22 protein-coding genes are annotated in these 25,726 nt (G+C 43.9%); 5 read left to right on the forward strand and 17 right to left on the reverse strand.

Going from position 1 to position 25,726, the window contains the following annotated elements:
* Nucleotides 1–114 precede the first annotated feature (114 nt).
* Together ilvC and FM019_RS05145 are read left to right on the forward strand one after the other, a co-directional pair.
* Nucleotides 115–1,599, forward strand: coding sequence for a ketol-acid reductoisomerase (gene ilvC, locus FM019_RS05140; RefSeq protein WP_143834812.1), 1,485 nt, complete (start codon nucleotides 115–117; stop codon nucleotides 1,597–1,599).
* Nucleotides 1,600–2,140: 541 nt separating this feature from the next.
* A complete protein-coding gene (locus tag FM019_RS05145) occupies nucleotides 2,141–2,473 on the forward strand; it encodes a hypothetical protein (protein WP_143834813.1) in 333 nt (110 codons plus the stop codon).
* A 39-nt stretch (nucleotides 2,474–2,512) separates the two neighbouring features.
* Here the strand turns inward: FM019_RS05145 and FM019_RS05150 are convergent, their stop codons facing one another.
* The 4 genes from FM019_RS05150 to can all read right to left on the reverse strand — a co-directional run bounded on the left by FM019_RS05150 (nucleotide 2,513) and on the right by can (nucleotide 9,444).
* Nucleotides 2,513–3,823: a multidrug effflux MFS transporter gene (locus FM019_RS05150; RefSeq protein ID WP_143834814.1), complete on the reverse strand. Its 1,311-nt coding sequence runs from the start codon at nucleotides 3,821–3,823 to the stop codon at nucleotides 2,513–2,515.
* Nucleotides 3,824–4,004: 181 nt separating this feature from the next.
* Nucleotides 4,005–5,933, reverse strand: a complete 1,929-nt coding sequence (locus FM019_RS05155) for an alpha/beta hydrolase family protein (RefSeq protein WP_143834815.1) — start codon at nucleotides 5,931–5,933, stop codon at nucleotides 4,005–4,007.
* Nucleotides 5,934–6,048: 115 nt separating this feature from the next.
* Nucleotides 6,049–8,655, reverse strand: a complete 2,607-nt coding sequence (locus FM019_RS05160) for a TonB-dependent receptor plug domain-containing protein (protein ID WP_143834816.1) — start codon at nucleotides 8,653–8,655, stop codon at nucleotides 6,049–6,051.
* 192 nt (nucleotides 8,656–8,847) lie between these two features.
* Complete coding sequence (gene can, locus FM019_RS05165; protein ID WP_143834817.1) at nucleotides 8,848–9,444, reverse strand: carbonate dehydratase; 597 nt, start codon at nucleotides 9,442–9,444, stop codon at nucleotides 8,848–8,850.
* A gap of 124 nt (nucleotides 9,445–9,568) precedes the next feature.
* Here can and FM019_RS20900 point away from each other — a divergent pair, with 124 nt between their 5' ends.
* A complete protein-coding gene (locus tag FM019_RS20900; protein ID WP_221934357.1) occupies nucleotides 9,569–9,736 on the forward strand; it encodes a hypothetical protein in 168 nt (55 codons plus the stop codon).
* A gap of 6 nt (nucleotides 9,737–9,742) precedes the next feature.
* Here FM019_RS20900 and FM019_RS05170 read toward each other — a convergent pair whose 3' ends face one another.
* Both FM019_RS05170 and FM019_RS05175 read right to left on the reverse strand, forming a co-directional pair.
* A complete protein-coding gene (locus tag FM019_RS05170) occupies nucleotides 9,743–10,330 on the reverse strand; it encodes a hypothetical protein (RefSeq protein ID WP_143834818.1) in 588 nt (195 codons plus the stop codon).
* A complete protein-coding gene (locus FM019_RS05175) occupies nucleotides 10,320–10,820 on the reverse strand; it encodes an RNA polymerase sigma factor (protein ID WP_143834819.1) in 501 nt (166 codons plus the stop codon). The genes FM019_RS05170 and FM019_RS05175 overlap by 11 nt, the downstream gene beginning before the upstream one ends.
* Before the next feature lie 167 nt (nucleotides 10,821–10,987).
* On the opposite strand from FM019_RS05175, the gene FM019_RS05180 reads away from it, so the two are divergent.
* Entirely contained in the window at nucleotides 10,988–11,260 is a 273-nt protein-coding gene (locus FM019_RS05180; RefSeq protein WP_143834820.1) for a hypothetical protein, read from the forward strand.
* A gap of 43 nt (nucleotides 11,261–11,303) precedes the next feature.
* On the opposite strand, the gene FM019_RS05185 is transcribed toward FM019_RS05180, so the two are convergent.
* The 3 genes from FM019_RS05185 to FM019_RS05195 all read right to left on the reverse strand — a co-directional run bounded on the left by FM019_RS05185 (nucleotide 11,304) and on the right by FM019_RS05195 (nucleotide 13,364).
* The gene (locus tag FM019_RS05185; RefSeq protein ID WP_143834821.1) at nucleotides 11,304–11,729 is read right to left on the reverse strand and encodes a hypothetical protein; all 426 of its coding nucleotides are present in this window, start codon (nucleotides 11,727–11,729) and stop codon (nucleotides 11,304–11,306) included.
* Nucleotides 11,730–11,777: 48 nt separating this feature from the next.
* Nucleotides 11,778–12,302: a helix-turn-helix domain-containing protein gene (locus FM019_RS05190; protein WP_260681528.1), complete on the reverse strand. Its 525-nt coding sequence runs from the start codon at nucleotides 12,300–12,302 to the stop codon at nucleotides 11,778–11,780.
* A gap of 153 nt (nucleotides 12,303–12,455) precedes the next feature.
* Nucleotides 12,456–13,364 carry a DMT family transporter gene (locus FM019_RS05195; RefSeq protein WP_143834822.1) on the reverse strand — a complete coding sequence of 303 codons (909 nt, stop codon included), beginning with the start codon at nucleotides 13,362–13,364 and terminating at the stop codon, nucleotides 12,456–12,458.
* 134 nt (nucleotides 13,365–13,498) lie between these two features.
* Here FM019_RS05195 and FM019_RS05200 point away from each other — a divergent pair, with 134 nt between their 5' ends.
* Complete coding sequence (locus FM019_RS05200; RefSeq protein WP_143834823.1) at nucleotides 13,499–14,962, forward strand: M20 family peptidase; 1,464 nt, start codon at nucleotides 13,499–13,501, stop codon at nucleotides 14,960–14,962.
* A gap of 251 nt (nucleotides 14,963–15,213) precedes the next feature.
* Here FM019_RS05200 and FM019_RS05205 read toward each other — a convergent pair whose 3' ends face one another.
* The 8 genes from FM019_RS05205 to iadA form a co-directional block, all read right to left on the reverse strand.
* Nucleotides 15,214–16,461, reverse strand: coding sequence for a glutamate-5-semialdehyde dehydrogenase (locus FM019_RS05205; RefSeq protein ID WP_143834824.1), 1,248 nt, complete (start codon nucleotides 16,459–16,461; stop codon nucleotides 15,214–15,216).
* A gap of 33 nt (nucleotides 16,462–16,494) precedes the next feature.
* Nucleotides 16,495–17,592 carry a glutamate 5-kinase gene (gene proB / locus FM019_RS05210; protein ID WP_143834825.1) on the reverse strand — a complete coding sequence of 366 codons (1,098 nt, stop codon included), beginning with the start codon at nucleotides 17,590–17,592 and terminating at the stop codon, nucleotides 16,495–16,497.
* A 183-nt stretch (nucleotides 17,593–17,775) separates the two neighbouring features.
* Nucleotides 17,776–18,198, reverse strand: coding sequence for a hypothetical protein (locus FM019_RS05215; RefSeq protein WP_143834826.1), 423 nt, complete (start codon nucleotides 18,196–18,198; stop codon nucleotides 17,776–17,778).
* Nucleotides 18,199–18,355: 157 nt separating this feature from the next.
* Complete coding sequence (locus FM019_RS05220; protein ID WP_143834827.1) at nucleotides 18,356–18,715, reverse strand: TerB family tellurite resistance protein; 360 nt, start codon at nucleotides 18,713–18,715, stop codon at nucleotides 18,356–18,358.
* Nucleotides 18,716–18,872: 157 nt separating this feature from the next.
* Nucleotides 18,873–20,567 carry a Mur ligase family protein gene (locus tag FM019_RS05225; protein ID WP_143834828.1) on the reverse strand — a complete coding sequence of 565 codons (1,695 nt, stop codon included), beginning with the start codon at nucleotides 20,565–20,567 and terminating at the stop codon, nucleotides 18,873–18,875.
* Between the two features lie 74 nt (nucleotides 20,568–20,641).
* Nucleotides 20,642–23,458, reverse strand: a complete 2,817-nt coding sequence (gene cphA, locus FM019_RS05230) for a cyanophycin synthetase (RefSeq protein ID WP_143834829.1) — start codon at nucleotides 23,456–23,458, stop codon at nucleotides 20,642–20,644.
* A gap of 213 nt (nucleotides 23,459–23,671) precedes the next feature.
* Complete coding sequence (locus tag FM019_RS05235) at nucleotides 23,672–24,487, reverse strand: cyanophycinase (RefSeq protein ID WP_143834830.1); 816 nt, start codon at nucleotides 24,485–24,487, stop codon at nucleotides 23,672–23,674.
* Nucleotides 24,488–24,489: 2 nt separating this feature from the next.
* Nucleotides 24,490–25,662, reverse strand: coding sequence for a beta-aspartyl-peptidase (gene iadA, locus FM019_RS05240; protein WP_143834831.1), 1,173 nt, complete (start codon nucleotides 25,660–25,662; stop codon nucleotides 24,490–24,492).
* Nucleotides 25,663–25,726 lie beyond the last annotated feature (64 nt).

Raw genomic sequence — 25,726 nt, forward strand, 5'->3', positions numbered from 1 at the left:
TAAAGCATAAACTCCTGATATCAAAGTCGTCACTGACTCGATAGGTTAATCTCATACATCGCCTTTGCAGCATGTGTGTCATTTAAAGAATGTTATTAAGCAAGTAGGTTTTCCATGGCAAATTATTTCAACTCGTTATCTCTTAGACAACAACTCGACCAACTCGGTCGTTGTCGCTTTATGCAGCGGAGCGAATTTGCCGATGGTTGTGATTTTCTCAAAGGCAAAAAAATTGTCATTGTGGGTTGCGGTGCGCAAGGTTTAAATCAAGGTCTAAACATGCGTGATTCTGGTTTGGATGTTTCTTATGCGTTACGTCAAGCAGCGATAGATGAAAAACGCGACTCATTTGAACGTGCCACCAGCAATGGGTTTGAAGTAGGTACTTATCAACAGCTGATTCCAACTGCAGATTTAGTTTACAACCTGACTCCAGACAAACAGCATTCAAGTGTTGTTGAAGCGGTAATGCCTCTCATGAAACAGGGTGCAACCTTAGGTTACTCTCATGGTTTTAATATTGTCGAAGAAGGCCAACAGATCCGCGCTGATATTACGGTTGTCATGTGTGCACCAAAATGCCCTGGCACGGAAGTTCGTGAAGAATATAAACGTGGCTTTGGCGTTCCAACGCTTATCGCCGTGCATCCTGAAAATGATCCGCAAAATCAAGGCTGGGACATCGCTAAGGCACTGGCTTCAGCCACAGGTGGTGACCGAGCAGGTGTACTTGAATCATCTTTCGTAGCGGAAGTGAAATCAGATTTAATGGGCGAGCAGACCATATTATGTGGAATGCAACAAACAGCGGCGATCTTAGGTTACGAGCAGATGGTAGCCGACGGTGTTGACCCAGCTTATGCCGGGGCACTTATCCAATTCGGACTAGAGACCATAACCGAAGCATTAAAAATCGGCGGTGTTACCAATATGATGGATAGGTTGTCGAACCCCGCTAAATTGAAAGCCTGCGAACTGTCTGATCAACTTACCAAGTTGTTGCGTCCATTATTTGAAAAACACCAAGACGACATTATCAGCGGTGAGTTTTCTAAAACCATGATGGAAGATTGGGCAAATGGTGATGCCAACCTATTAAAATGGCGCGAAGAAACAGGGCAAAGCGGGTTTGAAAATGCTCCTGAATACTCAGGCAAAATTGATGAGCAAGAGTTTTTTGATAAATGTATTTTAGTTGTTGCCATGATTAAATGTGGAGTTGAACTCGCGTTTGACGTCATGGTAGAAGCTGGAATTTTACCTGAATCAGCCTATTACGAATCGCTGCATGAAACGCCATTGATATCGAATACCATTGCCCGTAAACGCTTATACGAAATGAATGTTGTCATTTCTGATACCGCCGAGTACGGCAACTACTTGTTTGCCAATGCGGCAATTCCGTTACTTAAAGATAAATTGATGCCTGAAGTTGATGAACAGTTAATAGGTAAAGGTCTGAAATCTGCCTCTAACAGTGTCGATAACATGGCATTGGTTGAAGCTAACAAGAAAATTCGCTCGCATGGTGTAGAAACCGTTGGAGAGCAATTACGTGGTTACATGACTGATATGAAAGCTATCGTCGATGCTGCGTAAATACAAAATTCGCATGACAGCGCTCCCGTTTCTGTCGTTAGGTGCTTAAACCAAGCCCTTTTGCCCGGTCATTTTGGCCGGGCTTTTTATTTCTGTAGTAAGCTAGTGTTAATTGGAAAATAGAATTGGGTAAATATATAGCCCAACGACTTTAAATTATTATAAATTACGCCATTTATTACTGGAGTTTTGTTATAAAGTGTTATTAACTCCGTCTATAATGATGCCAGTGCTGGGGTTTTACCCCTAAAAAGCGTAGAATAAAAAATAGTCGCAAAAGCGATACAATAATAATAACGACAAAAATAGTAACTAAGTATTTGATTTACTAAAATAAAGCAGTCTTTTGTAAAACAAACGTAATTCTTTAAGTGGATTGTAGACAACTTTCTGTCTTCGATCAGGTACATTCTTTTTGTTTGAAAAACCCTGAGACGTGTAAATCCGTGACGTGGCACATTGGCCTACCAATTGCATTTATAACGGGTGAGACTAAAAAAGAGCGTTTCCATAACAAAATAGATTCTCAGTGGAGTACACTATGAATTCATCGATATCAAGATTCACTCAAATGGACGATTGGATCTTCGAAGTGAAAATGGTAAGAGCACTTCGAGTAAAAAAATATGGAGAGCCCTACACAGCATTAGCGACATTAACGGCTAATGGTGAATCAATGTACATCGATAGTCAGTTGACTCGTGAAAACGATGACTTCTCTCGCAAAGATTTTATGACTTTTTATAAATTCTGTCAGGCGTTAGAGATGAAAAATGTGATTTATGACAAAGTTAAAAACGGCGTCAGACATCCTCGTGTTGTAGACATAGTAGAGAACGTCAATCCTTCTCCAATTGTTCGTCTAGTAAAGTAACCCCCCTTAATCAATCTAAGGATCTGCAAGCACATCGGTTCACTTCGCATTGTCTGATGCGGGGTGCTCGTTGCTGATGTGTTTAGTCTTGCAAATCGCTTGTTCCTTTGGTTTGCCAGCAATCAATACACACAGTAACGCCACCATTCCAAAACCTAAGAAGCCGTAAGCAATCGGAAAAATTGTCTGGTCAATAAAGCTTCCAATAAAAATAGCAATTGGCACTGAAAAGGCACTACTTAATGATCCGATAATAGCTGCACCTAGTCCGGCGACATGTCCTAAAGGAAGCATCGCCATGGAATTGAGATTGCCAAACAAAATTCCAATAAAAAAGAAATTCACAAATAACACAATCATCGTCAAATGCAGTGGAGGTAAACCATTAAATTCCATGGTGAACCAGACCAGGATAGCTGACATAAGAATATTCCCAACCAAAGCACCAACGCAGAGTTTGAACATCCCAAGTCGCATTACCAACGCACCGTTTACAAATGAGGCAAAACCAATTGAAAAGGCCAGGACAGCGAAATAAACAGGGAACAAGTCGCCAACATAATAAAAATCTTCAAAGAGGGTTTGAGAGGCGCTCAGGTAGGTTAAAAAAGCCCCAAATATCAATCCCATTGCCAAGGTATAAAGCATAACCGCTTTATGAGTTAAGACGTACTTACTGGAGGTGACTAAGCCTTTGATTGAAAATTCGCTTCGCTTCTCTTTGGGTAGCGTTTCACGTTGACGACTAAAGAACCATATTCCCAACGCCAAACCGATAAATAGAAACGACTCAAATATTTCTCGCCACGATGCAAAAATCAAAATCGCCTTACCAAAGGCAGGTGCAATCATAGGCACCAAAATAAATACCATCATCATAAAAGACATGACCCGAGCCATCGCTTCACCTGCATATTGATCACGAATGAGTGCGATTGTGGCAATTCTAGGTCCTGAAACGCCAAAGGCTTGCACTAACCTGCCGGCCAACAGAACCTCCATTGATTGAGCAAACATGCAAATTAGCGTGCCCAACGCAAAAACAAGCAACCCTGACAAAATAGCGGCGCGCCTTCCTTTGGTATCTGAATACGGCCCATAATAAAGCTGACCCACAGCCATGCCGAGGAAAAAGATCGACACAATTAAGTGTGTCTGCTGGGGGCTATCGCTGGACAAATCCTGACCTATTTGATTCATCGCAGGTAACATTGCATCAATGCTCAACGCCACTAAAGACGTCAAAAACGCCATCAAGGCAACAAATTCCAATAAGCCTAAGTCTGGCTTGTTTTCACTACCAAAAAGCTTTTTCGCCAGTAACTTACTGAAATTAAACTGTTTTTTCATTTTGCTCCGAGATTGTTGATGCAGATGTTCTGCACAGGGGGAAAGAATCGTCGAAAAAAAGAGCGGTCAGTTTAGCGACTTTTAAAATAAAGGGAACAAAAAAACTCGTCTTAATTTTTAAGACGAGTTCATTGTTTAGGATGAACTGGCGCTGTTTGACCTAAGGTCATTAAAACTTGGGTTATTTAAGATGTTGTTTTAGAAACTTGTCCATGGCAGCAAAGGTAATGTGACGATTGCGCTGAATCGATAGATAGTGATCACCGTTTTCTAGCTCAATGTATTCAAAAGCCTTATCCTCATCATCAAGTTCGTTCGCCATCATACGGCTATGCTTAACATCGACCACCCGGTCTTTTTCGCCGTGTATCAATAAAATCGGGCTCTTAATTGCCTCTACGTTATAGTAAGGAGACCGGTCCGCCAAGTCACCTCTGTCATCCCCAATCTGATTTTTTACCATCTTGGTATTTACATAATCCCGGCTATCAGAGACCAAGGTTTTTAAGTTAGTTACGCCAGCGAAACTTATCGCACATTTGTATACATCTGGCGTTTTTGCGACCCCCATCAACGCTGCATAGCCTCCGTAGCTACCACCGACAATACAGACTTTAGATGCATCAGCGTAGCCTTTCTCAACCATCCAGTTCAGGCCATCTTCGAGGTCATCTTGCATCTCCAGCCCCCAGCGTTTCATCTGGCTTTGCTTAAACGCATAACCATAACCCTTGGATCCACGAAAATTAGGACGCAGTACCGCATATCCACGATTGGCAAAAAACGATGTCCAATAATCAAATCCAGTTGAGTCTCTGGCATAGGGTCCACCATGGGGGTGTATAATTGTTGGAAATGGCGCTTCCCCTGTTTTTGGTATCGTCAGATACCCTTTTATCTCCACACCATCGCGCGCTTTATAGGAAATATAATCATGTTCCGTAAGTACCTCTGGAACAAGCTCAGGATAGGTTTCGAAAAGAATACTCAGTGAGCCTTCTTTACGATTCCCTAAGTAATAAACGCCGGGCAAATAGTCGTTTTCTGAGTACAACAAATAAATATTTTCGTCTTGGCTAAACGCAGTTAAGTAGTTATCAGTGTCAGGCAGAACTTTATTTAACGAGCGTAATAACTTCTCTCGATTTTTGTCCCAATAAATTCGACCGGTGTCAGTATTAGCGTGATTGATGCCTATCACCTCACCAGACTTTGAGGAATAGATCAGCCCACCATCGACATCAAAGTCAGGATCTGCAAATACTAACTCTTGCTCTTTTGTGGTCAAATCAAGTTTGAACAGAGCGAGCTTGTCATCTTTATATTGTTTGAAATAGAGAATGTTAGGGTCGAGATCAAATCCCACAGGATAAACAGGCTGATCGGTTAGCGTGTTGTACTCAAACATGCGCTCAAAATCGCTGTCTTCATCTTGTCTTACGAGAATCGACTTTTCACCCGTTTTGTACTCTGTTACGTAACCTAAACGCAATCGGTGTTGCTGATCAGTCATCCAGTCACGGATCATCCGCTTACCTTTTTCGATGCGTTTCTTTTTTCCGTTGTTTACATTGAGTTTGTAAACCGACGGCATGTTCTGAATATCGAGATCAACTGCGATTAATATATGTTCAGGATCTTTAGGTAAAAAGTCGATGACATTGTCTTGAAACTGAGAAATATGATCATCTCTCAACCCCCCAGGACGAGGTTTAATCAATACTCTAGGGTCTTCCATTGTGCCATTCGCATCAATGGCGACGAGTCGGGTTTCGGTAGTATCAGTACCATATCGCTGCGCGGCATAGCGTACGCTAACCAAAAGCGTTTGTTCATTAGCCCATTCAAACCAATTAATTTTGACTTTTTCATTGTCTGATTGCACTAGATAATTCGACTTGCCAGTACTTAGATCAAATGCAGTGAGGACTGCAAGACCCGCTTCATCAACGTTTTGAACAAATGCAACACGGCTTCCATTCGGAGACAATTCTGGATTTGAAAACTGAGGTAATCTTGAAAAAGATTTAACTGGTAACTCGGTGGCTTGCAGCACAAAGCTACAAGTGAGTGCCGACACTAAAATAAGAAGGGTTAACCATCCTTGCATACTACTACTCCATAAACACAATTTAACCCGTAGATTATACTTAAAAACGCTTTAAAAAAAAGCACTGGCGAAAACGACCAGTGCTCCATTTAAAACGTATAAAGATGCTTGCTGATTAGAACTTATAAGCCCCCTGCAGGTAAACAAAGCGGCCTTGACCACTGTGAATAGACTGCACATAGCCAACAAATTCATGATGACTGAAGGGCGGTTCTTCATTGAGAAGGTTTGTTGCACCTATGGTCAGCGTTGTATTTTCAATACCACGATAATTCACCACTAAGTCAACGGTGGTCCAAGCATCAACGGTCTTGTCTCCAAAACCCGAATCCGCATCACCATCAAACTCACCTATATAGTTAATGGCAAGTGTGGCGCTGACATCATCTTGCATCCAGTCAAGGGAAGTCGTATGACGAATTTCCGGTTGCTCAAACTGACCTTCCTTGAGGTTAAGGCGTTTTCCACCACTAGCATCGGGTCTAAATTCCTCAAACTTCAACACGTAGTTCATCACAAACCCTAGTTTGAATTCACCCATGTCGGTATCCAGCTTGTAACCGACATCAAGATCCAATCCTGTGGTCTCCAAATCACCAATATTTTGGAATGAATCGAACACCCGCACCACTTCACCAGGATCGTTTGGATCTGCAGTAGGAATACGCTCAACAACGCTAGGATCGCCACCAAAGTTAGTAAAGACGAATTGGGTGTCGGAGTCGATGATATTTTCAATATCGTAGCTGTAATAATCGATAGAGAAATCTAAGTTTTCGGTGACTTCATAAATCACACCCAGGTTATAGCTGGTTGATTCCTCAGGTCCCAAGTCAGGGTTACCCGCAAACACTGCGGTATATTCAGCGGGCTGACATCCCAAGCCAACCGCATTACAACGAACGGTATCAACCAGATTTGGCGACTCGTCTGTGCGACCTAATCCAAGTTGATGTAATGATGGTGCTCGGAACGCAGTGCCATAAGAACCGCGGAACGACAAGTTATCCAACGGAGACCATAAAAACGATACTTTCGGGTCGGTGGTGGTACCAAAATCACTATAATCTTCATACCTTACCGCAAGTTGAACTTCCAAATTATCCATTACTGGAATGGCAAATTCTGCAGCCAATGCTGTACTGTCTCGCTCGCCGTTCGCTTGGGTAGCTTCGGTACCAAATACATCACCTCGTAAGAATTGGTCGTCAGGATTATCGCTGATCGCTTCCTCGCGATATTCAGCTTTAACCGCCAACATCACGTCTCCACCATCAATTTCCATCAAGGGTCCAGAGAAGGTCAGATCAAATGTTTTGTTGGTAGACTTACCTACACGGGTGGTCGTCGTTTCAATAAAGTCCAAAGATTCTTGGGTGTTTTGTGAGGGTTCAAAGGGGTTCCAAGACTCGTTATCAATGGCTTCCTGGATCCGTCGAGAATTGGGAAATCCGTCAACGCCGCGTTCGACCGATTCGCTCTTAATATAGCTGTACGCAGCTTCCCAATTCCAGGTTTCTAACTCCCCACTCATTCCAACGATTGTGCGGTAGTAATCGGTATCCACGCGTTTTTCACGATTACCAATGTCTACCGTACGACGTCGCATCGTTAAGTCTTGACCAAAAAACGGATGAGTAGGATCGTTCGCAAAGGGATGATTTGCGTTATCACCGTCCATAAATAACTCGTTAAAACTCGGGCTACCCGCACCGCGAACTATCGACTTGGAATTTTGGCCGTTGAAATCGATAAATGCCCGCAAGGAATCATTGATTTCGTAGCGTCCAAGGTAATTAAAGCTGAATCGCTCAGCATCAGGCACCATGGTCATAAAAGGTGCATAGTCGTAACGACAAAGAATGTTAACACGATCTATATCCTCAGGTGCGCATCGATCATTACCAAATTCGTCAATGATCCGGTTGGTGGGATCAGAACGCAATGCAATAGTGCCTGGAATACCTGATGAACTTCTGAAATCTACTGCATCTGGGTCGTTAGGTCTTAACGCTGCCTGGTTTGATGAACGAGAAAAATCTCGGTCAGCATAAAGAATTTCTTCTCTGTCAAAATAATCCAAAATAAAAGTATGCTTGAATTTATCTTGGCTACTTCCCCAAATGAGGCTGATATTCTGCTCTTCACCACCGCCATCTGCGGTGTCACCGTATTTGGCGGAAATTTCTGCACCTTCAAAATCATCACGCAACACCACGTTGATAACCCCTGCAATGGCGTCAGAGCCGTAAGTTGCTGAAGCGCCATCTTTGAGAATATCTACCCGCGCTATGGCCGACAGTGGAATGTTGTTGATATCAACAAAAGCCGTATCAATGCCCTTAGCAAATGGAGACACCGAGACGCGACGACCGTTGATCAGAATAAGCGTAGAATCGGCACCCAAACCACGGAGCGACACGCTCGAGCCACCATTGGCAGTATCATCACTGCTATTACCTTGTGTCGAAAACGTACCTTGTCCTGAAATGGGTAACTTAGTAAACAAACTGATTAAGTCTGTTACGCCCGTATTGGCGATTTGCGTTGCATCAATGGAGGTGACCGGCGAAGGACCTTCCATATCAGTGCGCTTTATCAATGAACCGGTAACCGCAATTTTTTCAATGCTTTCGGTTTCTTGCGCGAATACCGTATTGGAGCCCAGTGCGAGGCATACGGCGGAGGAGGTTACTGCTAACTTCAATATTGATTTATTCATGTGAATGTTCCCTAGTATTGATTAGTGTTCACAAACCCCGTGAACTTTTTTGCAAGCAACTGTTTTTAAACAGCATGTTGGTTATAGCACAGGTGAATAAATTACTCTTGGGAAATTTTAGGAGCCGAGCTCAACATTGTGTAAGTGAATATTTACAAACGTAAATTGACGCAGGAAAATGATGATTAATCGCTAGGATTCGTTGGTTTTTGATTGTAAATCTTTGATTAAACCGTTATCCAGACTATAAATCCAACTATGGATATGGAGTTTTTGACCTCTTGCAAGGGCATTCACAACAATAGCATTGTGACGAACATTTTTAGCCTGTTCGAGTACGTTTATTTCACATAAGCGGTCAGACTTTTGCTTGGCATTCAAAGGTGAAAGTTCTCCTTCGTATTGTTTCGCAATATCTCTGATATGCCCTAACCAATTACCGATCAGACCAAGGTGCTGCTCTTCAATCGCGGCGTCTACTCCGCCACAACCATAATGACCACACACAATGATGTGTTCGACTTTCAAAACGTCTACCGCATACTGCAGAACAGACAAGCAATTGAAATCAGTGTGCACAACCAGGTTGGCCACATTGCGATGCACAAAAACATCGCCTGGGGGTAAATCGACGATCTGATTGGCAGGTACCCGGCTATCAGAACAACCTATCCATAAATATCGTGGCTTTTGCTGTTTGGCTAGCGATTCAAAGAACTCGGGGTTTTGACGCCGTGTGGTCTCAGACCATTTGCGGTTGTTTTCAAGTAACTGTTTGATTTCGCTCATGGAATTAATCTAAGGCCTATTTGTTTATAATCATACAAGAAGTCAGAACATTCTGTTAGGAAAAAACCTGCATATAAGACCAGCACGCTTTTAGGACCTAAATAACCCCAATCCTGGATAAGCAATGCCTGTAAGCGTCAGAGTATTTTGCGAGCAAGGGCCAATGTTCCGCTCGCAAAGTCCTTTTTGCTGGATCATGCTGCAAACCCACATTAGTAATACAAAAGCACAAGGGCTTTACGAATCCCTTGGATATCAGCGCGATGAAGAATGTTACTACTATTATCTTTGATAGAATTCAGACTAAGCCATTGGCCCATTTAGCTTCGAAATCGGCCAAAAGCTTTTCAAATTTTTTCTGACGCCTGTCTGCCCAAACCCAGGAAGCAGGCAAAAACAGCACACTCACACCAAGCATAACTTTACTTTTTCGCCACAGTTCATCCGTACTCATTCCATCACCAAAGTACAACGCAAATAGAAATCCAATGAAAATCAGCGGCGTGTAAAAACATATAACTTTGTTTACGTAAGCGATGCGTATATTTTGTCGATATTGCAGTTTCATCCGTTCAACAAAATCTGCGGTACTGGCAGCATCGTTTGAAGAGCGCAAAGAATAACGACGCAACCAGACTAAATAGAAAAACCAAACGCTTAATAAAATAAACAGTACAGTGAAGCTGACAAATTCAGCTTTTGTCATTTTTTTCTCTACAAATAATAAAATAACCGGCAAAGATATAACGGCTAACGCATCCAATAAAACATAGAAAAATTGCTTAAATCGCATTTTCCTCCATTGTTTTTTCAACGCCCCAACATCTACCTTACTCACACTTTGTTGCTGCCAAAGCTGCTCAAAATTGTCATGCTCATCGTTCATGTTGCATGCGCTCCATTAAAGTCTTTTTTGTACGATTTAGAATCACGCCTACGTTTCCTGAACTGATCCCGCATACCTGTGCAATCTCCTGATAACTCAGACCCTCCATGGCCATGGTAAAAATTTGTCTTGGTTGCAAAGCGAGAGCTCGAACTGAATCCAAAAGTGCTTTAGTACTGGCCTGTTGACTCAGTTGTTGTTCTGAGCCTGGCATTAAACTCGCAAGCGGGCTTTCCACCTCACAGTAAGAATCATTGAAAGGCTGCTTGGCATGATAGGCGACATGAGAGACGGCTTTATTGTGAGCAACCCGCAATACATAGGTTTTTATAGAGCTGTCGCCTTTAAATCCTTTTAAGGCTTGCCAAACCGCCAAACTGATTTCCTGCAACAATTCCTGCTGCAAATGCGGGTTTGCCTCGTAACTGGATGCCACGCGGCTCAAAAGCGCACCGTATTCCTTAATAATGCTGTCAAAGTCTTGCTTCAAGCGATGGGTTCCTGCTCGTCAATGCTTTTTTGATGATGTCTGCATAGGGTAGTCTCGCCAACATTAAATTTATTACATTTTTTTGTAATTTTTTTCGTTCACTAATGACTACTCATATTGAATGCATAGATTTTGTGCTTACGACTTCGATAAATAAGGAGAACATAATGAATACTTTCTGGATAATAACCTTGCTTGTTTGCTGTTTCGCGGCCTATTTATATGCGGCGTGGTTAGACAACCAACATAATTGGAAGTTAGTAGATTGGTTCAATGGAAAAACCAGCAACCCTTTTAAGGTCAGTGAAAAAGCTCGTTATGAGAGATCTATCACCAAAAAAGATAAAGAAATTCAAGACTTAAAAGAACGCATTCAAGTGCTTGAAAAAATTGTGACTGAACCTGCATACGAGTTAAATAAAAAAATAAATGCGCTATAACAAAACGGTGTGCGCTCAAATGTGGCAGCGCACACCGAGAAACTTAGCCCTTACGAATTGCCAACCATGCACCGAGTCCGCAGGTTATCAACGGAGCAACCAGTTTGCCGAGCTGATGAATAAAAGCATGGTCTGGGTGCATTACAATACCCATTGCACCATAGATAATCAGCCCTAAAGCGAAGACCATCGCGGTTCTGAAACCTGATCCTTGTGTTTTTAGCGTTATCCAAAATGCCAACGCGATTGCCACAATGGCGGCCAAAAAGCTAGTTGTCAGCGCGACTTGAGGATCCTGCTCCATCAACTGCGCAATCTGGCCTTGTGAAAGACCATTTAGATCCTGGCCAGACATCCAATAAGACGTAATAAATGCCCCGCCAATAATGGTCAGAAGCAGATACCCCAGCCAACCAATCGTCACCCATTTAGCGGTTGTTTTAAGTGTAAGTTGCATTGAATTAGACATAATAATCCCCTTGGCAGTTAAGCCAATTGTTTAAAATTTAAAATGAATTTAGTAAAAGTCGGAGCGTGAAATCAGGCCAGCTTTAAAGGCGCGATACCCCACGCCAGCCAGTCCAACAAGAAGGCCAATAGAAACTAAGTTTTTAAGTAAGGAGAATTGTTCTTGGTCGATACGATTCTCGGCATAAGCAGAAAAAACACCCCAAAAACCAAAAGCAGCAGCAAAAGCTACCATGAAAGCCGCGATCAACAAGCGTCTTTTTAACAGGGTTTGTGATATGGCTTGGGGTTCGTGTTCGTGTGATCCAGTTTGCACATTTTCGGACAACTTCATATTGTCAGACTCAACGGGTTCTGATTGCATTGGCAATGGCTGGTCAGCTAAAAGTGTGTCGCAGTCGACCTCTAATACTGAGGCAATACTTTTTACCGTTTCTTGCGATGCAACAGATTTAGCTTCAACTCGCTGTAATGTGCGCAAGCTGATCCCTGCCATTTCTGATAGCTGAAGTTGCGACCAACATTTTTGGTCGCGTAGTTGCTTGATTCGTTTTGCGTTGACTAACATTTTCATTGTGTCGGTTTCCTGTGTTGTTGACCTGCTAAAAAGGTTAACAACCCAAACCGAATTTCAGTGACGACACTTATAAGTTAAAGGGACGTCACTAATATGACACTTTGCCGACAGTGATGCAATCCCTGCATTTAATTCATTGAATTATATAGGTTAATTGGTTTTTATTGATTTTCGAAAAAACCAATGAAGAGGTACTTTCCCCATCGCAATGGCATTACCAAAGAGCACAATGATCACACCGATAAGCGCTTGAAGTTGCCATTGATAACCTTCGAATAAGGTTGATAGGAATAATGCAACTAAGGGGTACATCAATACCACGTAGGCAGCTTTGTCAGAACCAATTTGTTGCACCAGTTTCATAAACGCGCCAAAAGCAAGCACCGAACCAAACACTGACAAAAACAGTAACGACAGCCAATAATCGGTAGCTTTAGGCAAAACGAATTCGGCACCACTGATAAACGCGTATCCATATAGAAAAACAAGCGCATAGGTCATTGCCCAAAAATTCATTTGAATTACCGGCGTGCCGTGATCCAGGATCCGTTCAGAGACCACGTTGCCAATGGATGCGCATACAAAGGATATGCAGGCCAATAGGATCCCTAAGGTTAAATATTCAGTACTTTGTACCTTGTCAAATTCAGGTACAAAGATCATTGCCATTCCTAGCAAACCCAGTGTAGCGCCAACCAAGACTTCAATTCGAATTGGCTTTTTCAAAAACGCTCTGCGCATGAACACGTTGATATAAATGATGCACGAGCTCATCAAAGCGAGCACCGCACTGATGATGTATTTTTGACTTTCGTACAAAAAGCTATAGTCCAGCGTGTACAGACTTAAGCCCACTGCAGCCATTTTGAAATGGATATGTAGCGGCAGTTTGAGTGGTAACTTTTTCACAACGCAAAAGATACCCAACAAAAGCGAAGCTAAGGTGAATCGATAGGCAACAGACAACACTGGTGCAACCTCACCTAACTGAAAGGTAATGGCAATCCAGGTTGAGCCCCATATCAGGGTGCAAATGACAAAAAGTTGGATATTCGACACGATTGATACACTATGACGTTACAGGTAAGCAGGGTAACAAAAGTCTGAGTTGCTAACACAAGACTTTATCGTTATATCATGTTTATACTAAGTCGCATTGGTTTGCATCACAGACAAGTTTGGGTTTCAGCAAAATGAAAAAGTTCTTTTTAGGGTTTGGTCTGGGTGTTGTGGTGTTAGCCATTGTGATGTTAGCTCGAGCACATTGGCTTTTCCCAGATACACAAATAGACGTTGTGCAACTAACACCGAATTTGAACGTCGATCAATCCGATGCCATCGCCCGTTTCGCCAAATCTATTCAATTTCAAACCATCTCCTACGACGATCCAAAAAAGTTGGACAACGAGGCATTTACCGGCATTCGCGCCCATATTCAACAGAGTTTCCCTTTGATCCATCAATTCGCCAAACATCAAGTATTCAATCAGCACAGTTTGCTATATGAGTTTACTGGCTCAGACAGCAGCTTGAAGCCGGCTTTGTTTATGGGGCATCTGGATGTTGTGCCAGTCGATGAAGTCACACAAGACCAATGGCAGCAACCACCATTTAGTGGAGCAGTGGTCGACGATATCGTTTGGGGCAGGGGCACAATCGACGACAAAGTCACTGTTTTTGCGTTGTTGGAGTCAATGGAGGCGATGCTCAAAGAAGGGGTTCAGCTCAAACGAACTGTGTATTTTGCCTTTGGACATGATGAAGAAATTGGTGGCAAACAGGGCGCGAAAAAAATCGCTGAGCATTTTAAGCAACAGGGCATACAATTTGAGTTTGTCTTGGACGAGGGCGGTGCGATCACAGAGGGTATTGTCAAGGGTGTAGAACATCCCGTGGCAATGATCGGCATAGCCGAAAAAGGGTTTGTAAACATTCAACTTACCGTTAATTCTGATGGAGGCCACTCTTCGCAGCCACCCAACCAGACGGCATTGGGGATCTTAAGCCAGGCAATTGTTAATTTGGAAAACAATCAATTTGAAACAGATTTTTCATACAGCCAAAAAACCTTTAAAAAGATTGGCTATTACGCACCGTTGAGTGCGCGCATCCCTCTTGCCAATATGTGGCTGTTAGAGCCTGTCGTTAAAAACGTCATGCTCAGCTCACCCACCACCGCAGCCAGCATCCGCTCAACCATTGCAGCCACAATGGCGAGCGGCAGCTCAAAGTCTAACATTTTGCCGACTCAGGCCAGTGCGGTAGTGAACATTAGAATTTTCCCTGGAGAAAGCGTCGCATCAGTAAAACAGCATGTGATCAACGCGATTGATGATCCCAGGGTGGAAGTTGACACCTTCATGGAAAATGAACCCTCTGCGGTATCTCCAACCGATAGCTTGGGCTTTAACTTGATAGAAAAACATATTCGCCAATTGGACAACGAGGTTCTCGTCGCTCCATATTTGGTTGTTGGAGGCACGGATTCAAAACATTTTTACGGATTGTCAGACAACATTTACCGTTTCATGATGGTTAGACTGGACCAGCAAGGATTAAAACGTTTCCATGGCGTAAACGAACAGCTTCCGGTCAAGGATTACATGAATGCCATCGCGTTTTTTCACGGGTTGCTAATGGAAACCGCCGCACAGTAGTATTTAACCCCAATCCCGGATAAGCAACGCCTGTAAGCACCGCTATTTATCCCCCTATCTTCGTTGTTCATTATGCGTTTAGAGCGACTAGACAACATAATTCTCGCCTCGATAAGGGAATAAATCACGGCACTTACCTATTAAAAACCAATATAAAAATGACAATAGCTTCTATGTCATTGATAAAGCTTTAAAAACTAAGCTATTCCGACATTTCTTATCCAGAATTGGGGTTATTTATAGACTAACCATTAACGCGTTTCGCCATCACCAAATACAACAAACTTTTGCGTGGTCAAGGATTCGGCCCCCATTGGACCGTAGGCATGCAGTTTACTGGTTGAAATGCCGATCTCAGCCCCTAGGCCCAATTCACCACCATCGGAAAACCGCGACGAGGCATTCACCATTACAACGGCTGAATCGACCACGCGTACAAACTCATTTGCAGCACTGTAGTCCTGCGTCACTATGACCTCTGTATGGGCAGAGCCATATTGTGAGATGTGCTCCACCGCCATATCAAAGTCGTCCACAACACGAATGGCGATTTCAAGAGCAAGGTATTCTGCGTACCAATCATCTTCAGTTGCTTTAATACCTGCATTAAAAAAGTCAATACTACGCTCGCAAGCGTGCACTTTAACCTGATGCTCAGTCAACATCTTGGCAGCCTGAGGCAAAAAACGATCAGCAACACCTTGATGAACCAACAGCGTTTCCAGTGAATTACATACGCTGGTACGTTGAGTCTTGCCGTTTTCAAGTAGTGCTAACCCTTTTTCTAAATCCGCAGCGCGATCAATGTATAAATGACATACACCCTTGAAGTGCTGGATCACCGGAATTTGACTGTTTTGTGTCACAAAACGGATTAGACCTTCACCACCTCGTGGAATAATGAGGTCGATATCATCACTTAAGGTCATCAATTCATTCATAACCGCGCGATCCGTATCAGGGACTATCGTCACAATCGCTGGATCGAGGTCTTGCTTCTCTAATGCTTGTCGAATGCAAGCTGCTAACGCCAAGTTGGAATGAATGGCTTCTTTACCTCCACGCAAAATCACCGCATTACCGGCTTTTAGGCACAGTGCAGCTGCATCGATCGTAACATTAGGGCGAGACTCATAAATCATTGCGATGACACCAAGAGGAATACGCATCTTGCCTACGCGAATGCCACTAGGTCGTTGCTGGATATTGTCAATTGCACCCACGGGGTCTGGCTGCTGCACAATTTCAAGTACCGCATTGGCAATACCCTGCAAACGAGATCCATCCAACCTGAGTCGGTCTTGCATGGACCCATCTAGCCCATCAATTTCCGCTTGGGCCAAATCTTTTGCATTGGCGGATAATATCGATTCTGACTCAGATAACATTGTGTTGGCAATGTCCTGCAGCAACTGATTTTTGTTTTCGCTGCTAAGAGTAGCGATAGCTCTGGAAGCTTGTTTAGCTCGGCGCGCGGCCTGTGAAATAGAAAACGTCATTATTGTTAAAAACCTAAAGTTCCCGTAGGTGGGTTAAACTAAAACCATATCGTCTCGATGCACGACCGCTTCACCATAGCTATATCCGAGTACCGATTCTATCTCGCTACTGCGTTTGCCCTTGATTTGCTCTAGATCTGTCGAACTATAAAGGGTTAGCCCCTTAGCCAACACGTGATCTTGATAGGCAATTTGCACTGCTTCACCAGGATTGAAGCTTCCTGAAACCTCCAACATGCCGCTAGGTAACAACGAAGCACCTTTACTCAGTATGGCGGTCTTTGCTCCGGCATCAATAATAATTTTGCCGGAGCTCTTTAACGTATGTTTGAGCCATTGACCGCGAGAGTTTTCTCGACTTGCAACAGGTTTAAATAAAGTGCCTTGGAGTTGGCCATCCAGCAACGCATCGAAGACTTCACCTTTTTGACCATTTACAATCACCGTCTGAATACCACTTTGTGTACACTTTTGAGCCGCCTGCAATTTAGTCAGCATTCCGCCCGTGCCGACAGCGCTCCCGGCCCCCCCTGCTAGTGCAAAGATACTTTCATCAATTTTTTCCACTGCTTGAATAAGGTTTGCTTCAGGGTTTTGTTGCGGATTTTGATCAAACAATCCATCAACATCAGAACAAATGATGAGCGTATCGGCTTGCGCAATAAGCGCCGTATATGCTGCCAGGTTATCGTTGTCTCCTACTTTTAGCTCATTAATTGCCACAGTGTCATTTTCATTGACGATGGGCAGTGCTTGATGGTTGAGCAACTCACGAAGCGTATTCTTGATATTGACGTACCGTGTGCGATTGTGCAGGTCATCGTAAGTCAGCAAAAGCTGCGCACATGGAAAATCGAAAAAACGCGACCAATTGGCCATCATTTGTGTTTGTCCAATCGCGGCCATGGCTTGTTTTTCTGCTATCGATGGCCGATGATGAACTTTAATTTTTCCCCTTCCAGCGGCGACACTGCCCGAAGAAACCAAAATGACTTCTTTGCCCTGTTCACGACTGGCAGTGATAAAGCGTGCTAGCGACAACAAATAGCGACCACTACATTGGGCACCATCCGGCGCAATCAGCGTACTGCCGACCTTAATTACTGCTCGTTGCCAAGTAAACGTTGTCATGGTGATCACTATCGATAATGTTTCCCCGTAGATTACGACAAAATGCAAACTAAACAAGCTGTTGGCGTTATAAGTTATGGATAAACGTAAAAAATATTTTTGCGATTAGGATTTTGACTAACTTAGTGATGGATTGGCGCATAAATAGTGCTGTTACCAGGCGCAACCCATCCAGACTCCAGGTTATTTAGCATAGTATTCAACAGCATTGATTTGCCCCTCTAGCCAATTTCGGGCTAAATCAATATCGTCAAAAAATGCGTAAGGATGATTGCCTTTGTCGTAGATATTTGAAATATGCTCTTTAGCAAAATTGGGGGAGTAACAATCATTAACTAGCAGTGCCGTCGCCACACGCCCTTCTTCGGATTCAAATTGCAGGATTTCGGCGAGTTTTTGACCTGCAGCGGGAACATAAATACATTCACCGTGCAATATTACCATCGCAGCCCAAGGGCTACCTTTTAAACGCTGCAAAAATGGCTGGACGAGTTGCGCAGATTGTTGCAACGACTCTAGATTCCAAGGCCCAGTTCCTTCAATCAAAAGCACGCGGCCATCGGAATCAATATTCCAAGTCCCATGAGCTTCAAACAGTTTATTCATAGATGGCCTCACTTGGTTAATATTTTAACCAAGAGGCCGAGTATATTTTTTATCTCGTTGAATTACCAGAGTTAGCAGAAATTGGTTGAGTATTTTTTCTCCAACTTACTCTGATAGCCTCGCAATATTGAGTGAAATAACGGAAATTAAAAGTTAATTAGTTTAGCGCTTTTGCAAGAACTCTGTTTTGCAAATAATCGAGGATTTCTTGCTCTTCGTCAGCAATTTCGCCATCAATGTGGGAAATGCCTTGAGCGACAGTTAGTGCTTTTTTGGCATTGAAACTCAAAGCATCTTTTAACGACAAAATAAAAGGCTTAATTTCTCCGCTATCTACGGCTTGTCGCACTTGGTAAATGGATTGACGCTGAAACTCTTCTAGATCGTCTTCACCCTGCCAATCAATATTGGCGTGCACCGCGTCATAATAATCTTGTTCGGAGAGAGTAATGCGACCATCAATACGGTACATCAAAATACATAATTTGAGTAACGCTTCATTGAAATGTTGTTCCATTGCTGACCTGATTCTAAATTCTGAACAGGTTTATTAGATGGGTGCTTTTGAAAAAAATTCAATTTAATGAAGCGCTTCTTACGAAGAATTATAGAGTCCTGAATTAGTTGAAATATTTATACTCCCTAGACGCTCTGGATTCTGAGTTGAGTAAGGGTTAGTTCAGACCACCGGATTTCAACAACTTGTCTACTTCTTCACGTTGATCCAATGTAAAGAGTATCACCACATCACCTTGTTTGGCTTGAGATAGTGCAAATTTGGCTCCTTCAACTGGCGTGCCTGTTAAATGGATTTGTGATGGATTTACTCCATTTGCCAATAAACGCTCTTCAACCAAATGCAAAAGGGCTTTTGGTTCTCTGCCGCGTAAATATTTGTCAATTTCGGCAACAATGTAGTGATGAGCGTCTAAGTCACGAATCGCATCTGTTAATTCGTGGATCTCTTCATCGCCGCGGTCCCCAGCATTACTAAACATCACAAGATATCGATTAGCGTGCATATGTTTTGCGGTTTCTATCATGGCTTTTACACTATGTGCATTGTGAGCGAAATCGACTAAAACGTTGGCGCCATTGTAAGTATAAACATTTCCCCGACCGGGATTGTCGCTTGCATCACTGCCAAAAGATTTTAACCCTTGCCTTATCGCTTCGAGAGATAAACCCATCGCCATGCACAATCCAATTACGCCCAATGCATTTTGAACGTTGTGCCGTGCTGCCCCATTCATCGTCATGGGCACATCGTTAACGGACAAAATATTGGTTTCTACCCCTTTATTGTCAACGAAGATGAATTGTTGGTCCCGCACAAAAACAACGGGTTTGCCAACTTGCAGGTTATGTTGGATCTGCGGACTATTGGCGTGCTCACTGAACCAACAAATGTCACAGTGAAGATTCTGCGCATAGTATTTGGTGAGTTCATTGTCTGCATTTGTCACTAGTGTACCTGTGTCGTTCAAGCCTTTAGCGACGACAAACTTTACTTGAGCTAATTCATCGACGGTATTAATCCCATATTGACCAAGATGGTCGCTTGCCACATTGGTAACGAGTGCTGCATCTACTTTTTCAATAGGCAGGCCGCGGCGTAATATGCCACCTCGAGCGACCTCTAAAAAAGCCATTTCAGTGCGCGGATTTCTGAGTAACATACGCGCGCCACCTGGACCAGAATAGTCTCCTGTGTCAATAACCTCATCACCGACTTTTATAAAATCTGTGGAGGTAACCCCAGCGCAATATCCGGCGGCTTTTGCGATTTCGCTAGCCAGTCTGACACTAGTAGATTTGCCGTTTGTACCGGTAATGAAAGCCCGAGGAATATCTTTATACGCTGACCATTTTATGTCGTGCGGATCGGGTAATTTGTCTACTGGCCATACTTCGACACTGGGGCCCATGCCCAGACTAAATTCGTCATCATCACTGATGGCACTTACGCCGTGAGTTTTAGCCTCGGACAACAGTGATAGCAGTGTTGCGTTTTGCTCTTCACGAAGCGCTGCTGTCAAATCCTTTAGCCGACTTTGCCAATCAATTTGCGCAGAAGAGGTTAATTCAGAGACGGTACAATCCCATGCCAATTCGGCTAAGTCGCATGCTGTGTACAATGCATCCATGGGTGCGCTGAGCGCCATGCTTGCACCGCCAGTATAAAGTCTATAGGTATGCGATTCTTGCCAACCAAATTCAGACAATAACTTGTCCATCCATTTTTGCCAGGTCTTTACCACTTCCACCGTATCGGCTTCATCAATGAACACATCTAAAATGGCACCGGGCTCGTCCCACAACAAATTTGGCCCGGTTAATCTGCGAACTTCGTCTAATTCCAATCGCATGATGTTGAACTACCTTCTGAATATAGTTTGCAGCGTCGCAATAATTGCCCTAATTCCCTGCATAGCCTGCTTATCTAATCTGAATCTTCATCGCGTTCGATAACCAAACGAACGCCTCTCTCATCGTGCACAAGTGTTTGCCCTTCGTTCAATTCAAACTTGTGCTCAACAGGTTCAAATAGTTTTTCCGGGAAGTCTTGTGAAGGTGTCTCTGTTGATTCTGCTGATTTACCATCACTTTGGAAATGGACAATTTGCTTCCAACAGCGAGTAATATTGTCACCCAGAATAATCAACAAATCGCCTTTTTCACAATCGCTCAATGCTTTGTCGATGGCTTCTTGTTCAGACGGAATAACCTGAATGTTGGCGTCATCCACACCATTGTCTAAGTAAGTTTTTCTAAGCAACTGCGGCACTTCATCGACGCCTCGTCCACGTCTGTCATCGTCAGCTTTGCAGACTATCCTATCAAAGGTTTTAGAGGTGATTTGCGCAGCTTCGATAATGTCCTCATCCCGTCTGTCGCCCGGCATGGCGATAACCAAACGGCGCTTGCCAGAGACTTCCAGACGCGATGCCAAATCAGTAATGGTCTTGATCGCAGCAGGGTTGTGCGCGTAATCCAAAATGACTTTAAACGGATGTTCATCATATATATTCAAGCGACCTGGTGCTTGATAGAAGGACGTATTGAAGATACGCAAGCCTTGGCGAATGTTTTCCAATGACGTATCAAAACAGTATGCCATCGCAGTTGCAAACATGGCATTTTGCACGTTATGCATGGCTTTACCTTCGATTGTTGCGGGGATCAAGTGTGTCCACAACAGCGGAATATGTGCGCCATTATCGTAAATGGTGATCATATCGCCATTGATGCCTTTTTCTAGCACCACGGCTAAACCACCTCTGCGAATATGTTCTCGCACCAGACCATGGCCGGGATCAGTTGTGACATAACAAATACGTTTAGCTTCACAATAATCAGCCATTTCCAAACAATGAATATCATCGGCGTTAAGTACAACGCAGTCTTTAGCGACTTCAACGACAACACGCTTAATCTGGGCCAATTGCTCTAGTGTGTTGATACCACGCTGGCCAAGATGGTCGGCACTGATGTTTAAACAAGCCCCCACATCACATTCAGAATACCCTAAGCCGCGTTTGAGAATTCCGCCTCGCGCCGTTTCCATAACGGCAAAATCGACGCTGGGATCTCGTAGCACAATTTGTGCAGAAGTAGGCCCTGTCATGTCGCCTTTCACGGTTAAATGTCCGTCAATGTAAACACCATCGGTTGACGTCATGCCTGTGGTATAACCCACACATTTCATGATGCTGGCCAGCATCCTAGAAGTAGTCGTTTTACCGTTTGTTCCGGTGATCGCAGCAATTGGAATTCTGGACTGATCACCAGGAGGAAACAGCATATCCATGACTTTTCCGGATACGTCCCTAGGTTTACCTTCGCTGGGTGCCACGTGCATTCTGAAACCCGGTGCAGCATTGCACTCGCAAATCCCCCCACCAATTTCTTTATAGGATTTACTGATATCATCCGTCAAAAAATCTACGCCGCCAATGTCTAGACCGATGGCCTTAATTGCCCTGACGGCCATATCGCGGTTATCTGGATGCACGATATCGGTCACATCGATGGCTGTTCCGCCCGTTGACAAATTAGCGGTCGAACGCAAATAGAAAATCTGACCATCCTCTAATACTGTGTTGCTGTCATAGCCTGCGTCTTCCATCAAGCGGTTCGCCTGACTATCCAGTTCAAGTCGAGTCAGCACTTTCTCGTGGCCGATACCCCGCCTGGGATCTTCATTGACAATATCAACCAATTGTTCGATTGTGTGATGACCATCGCCGACAACATGGCCAGGAACTCTTTTTGCTACCGCAACAAGCTCGTCATTGACCACCAGCATTCTGTGATCAAACCCTGTGAGGTAAGACTCCACTAACACCGCGCGACTGGTACCAAATTTTTGTGCTTCATTGAATGCGGTGACAACTTCGTCATCGCTATTGAGATTGATACTCACACCGCGGCCATGATTCGCATTGAGGGGTTTTACAACCACAGGATAACCTATTCGTTTGGCAGCCCTTATAGCTTGACGATCGCTATAAATCATCATTTGTTGTGGAACGGGTAGCCCCAAATCATTCAACAAATTGTGGGTATCTTCTTTGTCGCAGGAAATCTCTACAGCAATGTGTTTAGTTTCACTGGTTATGGTAGCTTGAATGCGTTTTTGGTATTTACCATGACCAAATTGCACCAAACTATAATTGTTTAAACGTAACCAAGGGATGTCGCGCTCTTCTGCGGCTTTCACTAAGCTACCGGTACTTGGACCAAACTCTTTTTTCTGTGCCATTCGCACAAATGCATGTAATTCGTCAGCAAAATCAAAATCATCGTCGACGTCTGCGTCTATCGCCTTTTGAACATCTTTGGGGAGGAGGTGAGTAAGTAATCGCATACCTAGACTACCAGCTTCGATACCAACATCCTGTTGTTTATACTGGTACACAACATTGTAGCAGCCCGGCTCTTCGAGACTTCTTGTGCGACCAAAACTTACTGGCGATCCAGCCAATTCTTGCAACTCCAAGGCAACATGTTCCCAAATATGTCCCATCCAAGTGCCTTCGTCTTCTTTAAGGCGACGAATGAATCCACCTTCCTCTCTATAAGAGCAACCGTGATTTTGCAGAGTAGGCAAGGCTTCAATTAAGCCATTAATAAACCCGTCACCCAGCTTCACCGATGGCCAATTCTCAAGCTCACCTAAATCGATTTGATAACGGATCACCGGGAAATTTGCATAAATATTGGGGCCGACGTAGACATTTCTGCTGAGGATCTTCATAAAATCTGGGTTCCCTTGCTATTACTGACTAAGCATTTGCCAATGCACGAATTTGGATGATGCGCACAATTATCGGCAAACGAGTATGAAAAGAATGTTAGAGCAATACTGCATGATCAGAAGATCAAAATAGCCTAAGGAATAGGCTATATAAAAACAGCGGCGTGCGCCACTGTTTTTATGTATTAGAAGAAACGTCGGAGCAGTGCTTGGTTAAGCAAAAGCTTGTCGATCACTTATGTTGTAGCGACTGCCAGCGGCGAGAATGTGAACTTTTAAGTTAAGAAGAGTCAGTGCATCACCTGTGCGAGCTTCCGCCATCGATGAGTATTCAATATCCGCCGGATCAACAACGGTTATTGCACCGCTTCCTACGACCGTAAATTCATTGTTACTATCGATAAAGGCCGCAGTGTCTTCATCTAATCCAACACCTATCAAGAAAGGGTTATACGACACCGCACTAAGCAATCTAGATAACCGGTTACGTTGATTGAAGTGCTGATCAACAACAACAGTGTTGATAAGTCCCATCCCAGGCGCCAAATTCACACCATCTTCGGTTGGCACTATCCCCGTGCTTCCACCGGCGATCATATGCTGCGACACAATGGCTGCGCCGGCAGAAGTGCCTGCCACGTGGACCCCTCTGGCATTAATTTGCCGAATGGTTTTTGCGATAGGCGTGCCGCCTAAGATGGTCGACAAACGTAACTGATTGCCACCAGTGATAAATACTGCCGTGCAACTCTCTAGTGCCTCAACATACTCTGCCTTTTGTGCGTCTGCACGTTCAGATATGGGCAACGAAAGCGTTTTACCTGCTCCTAGTTCAGTAAAAAGGTTTTCATACCTTTCACCCGTATCATCCAACTGTGAAGCAGTTGGGATAACACAAATCACAGCTTGCTTACCACCTGCAAGCTCGACAAATTTTTTCAGTATTTCAGGGTTATCTATTTTCTCTTCGGCACCGCCGATGGGGATCACATAACCTCTTTGCTGTCCTTCAATATTGGGAGACGGCATATTCAATCCTCAAACGTACCTTTTTTAATTATAGAATGGTCAAAAATGTGCCAGACGCCTTGCGCCATCACATGACTAATCCGCTGGTCGGCGCCGAGTATAACAAGATCTGCGTCAAAACCTGGCTGAATTTGACCTTTTTTATGAAAATTCATGACTTGCGCCACGTTTGAAGTAAAAAATGGCAAGCAATCTTGCAACGTGATGCCATTTTCTAGCAAGGTATACAACACCTCTGTCATTGACGATGCTGTAGCAAAGTCCATTCTGGTCATTTTTCCATGATGATCAAAGCACGGCAGACAGCCGCCACCATCAGAGCTGATGGTCAGTTTGTCTTGTGGGTATTCACTATGCAAATAACGCATCAACGCATCGGCGGGCTCATAGCCTACGTCTCCTGTTTCAAACGCGGTAACATCTACCCAACAGCCCTGTTTAGTCAGCTCGCAGGCTTCTTCAAATAATGCTTTTAGTCGATTGACATGCGTTGGGTTAAAGGTTCTGGCAGGGATCTCAGATTCGCTCAGTGCTTGCCGAACCAGACTCAAGCCACGATCGCCGTCTCCCAAATGCAGATGCACAACACCCGCTTTGCCGGTCATCAACCGCGCAACATGGGCTTCAGAGGCGACTTTAAGCAACTCATTGAGAGTAGGCTGACTAGAGCGATGGTCGCTAATGGCCAATTCACCGACAGCAACAATAGGCTCGATGAAAACGATATCGGTTTTAACTGACCCTGTTAGTGTGGTCGGCGGCAAATGATAACCACCGGTGTAACAGTACGCAGAAAGGCCTTCCTCACGCAAAGCATAAACCTGCGCAACCAAGGATTCAGTGCTGCGCGTCGTGTCATCTGTCCCCAGCAACCCCACCGCAGTTGTAACACCCGCTCGGGTAAAATCACTCAAAGGTACGGGCGGTACTCGGGTGGCAAATCCGGCTTCGCCCCCTCCACCGGTAATATGTGTGTGTGCATCAATCAGCCCAGGAATTAAACTGGCACCTTCAATGTCTATCACTTGCATTTCTATGGGAGAAATCTTGGATGGTATATCATCCAATATCTGCAAAATTTGACCGCCACCCACCAACAGGTGCTTCAATCCCAACGGGCGTGGGGAAAAAACCTGTGCGTTTTTGATAAGTGTTAAGGATTTTGTATGAACCACGCTTTGCCTTCACGACAGTTAAGATGGGCAGATCCTAATCGAAGCGCAGGGCTTAAGCAAAAAG

The organism is Aliiglaciecola sp. M165, from assembly GCF_007197995.1.
Taxonomy (GTDB): domain Bacteria; phylum Pseudomonadota; class Gammaproteobacteria; order Enterobacterales; family Alteromonadaceae; genus Aliiglaciecola.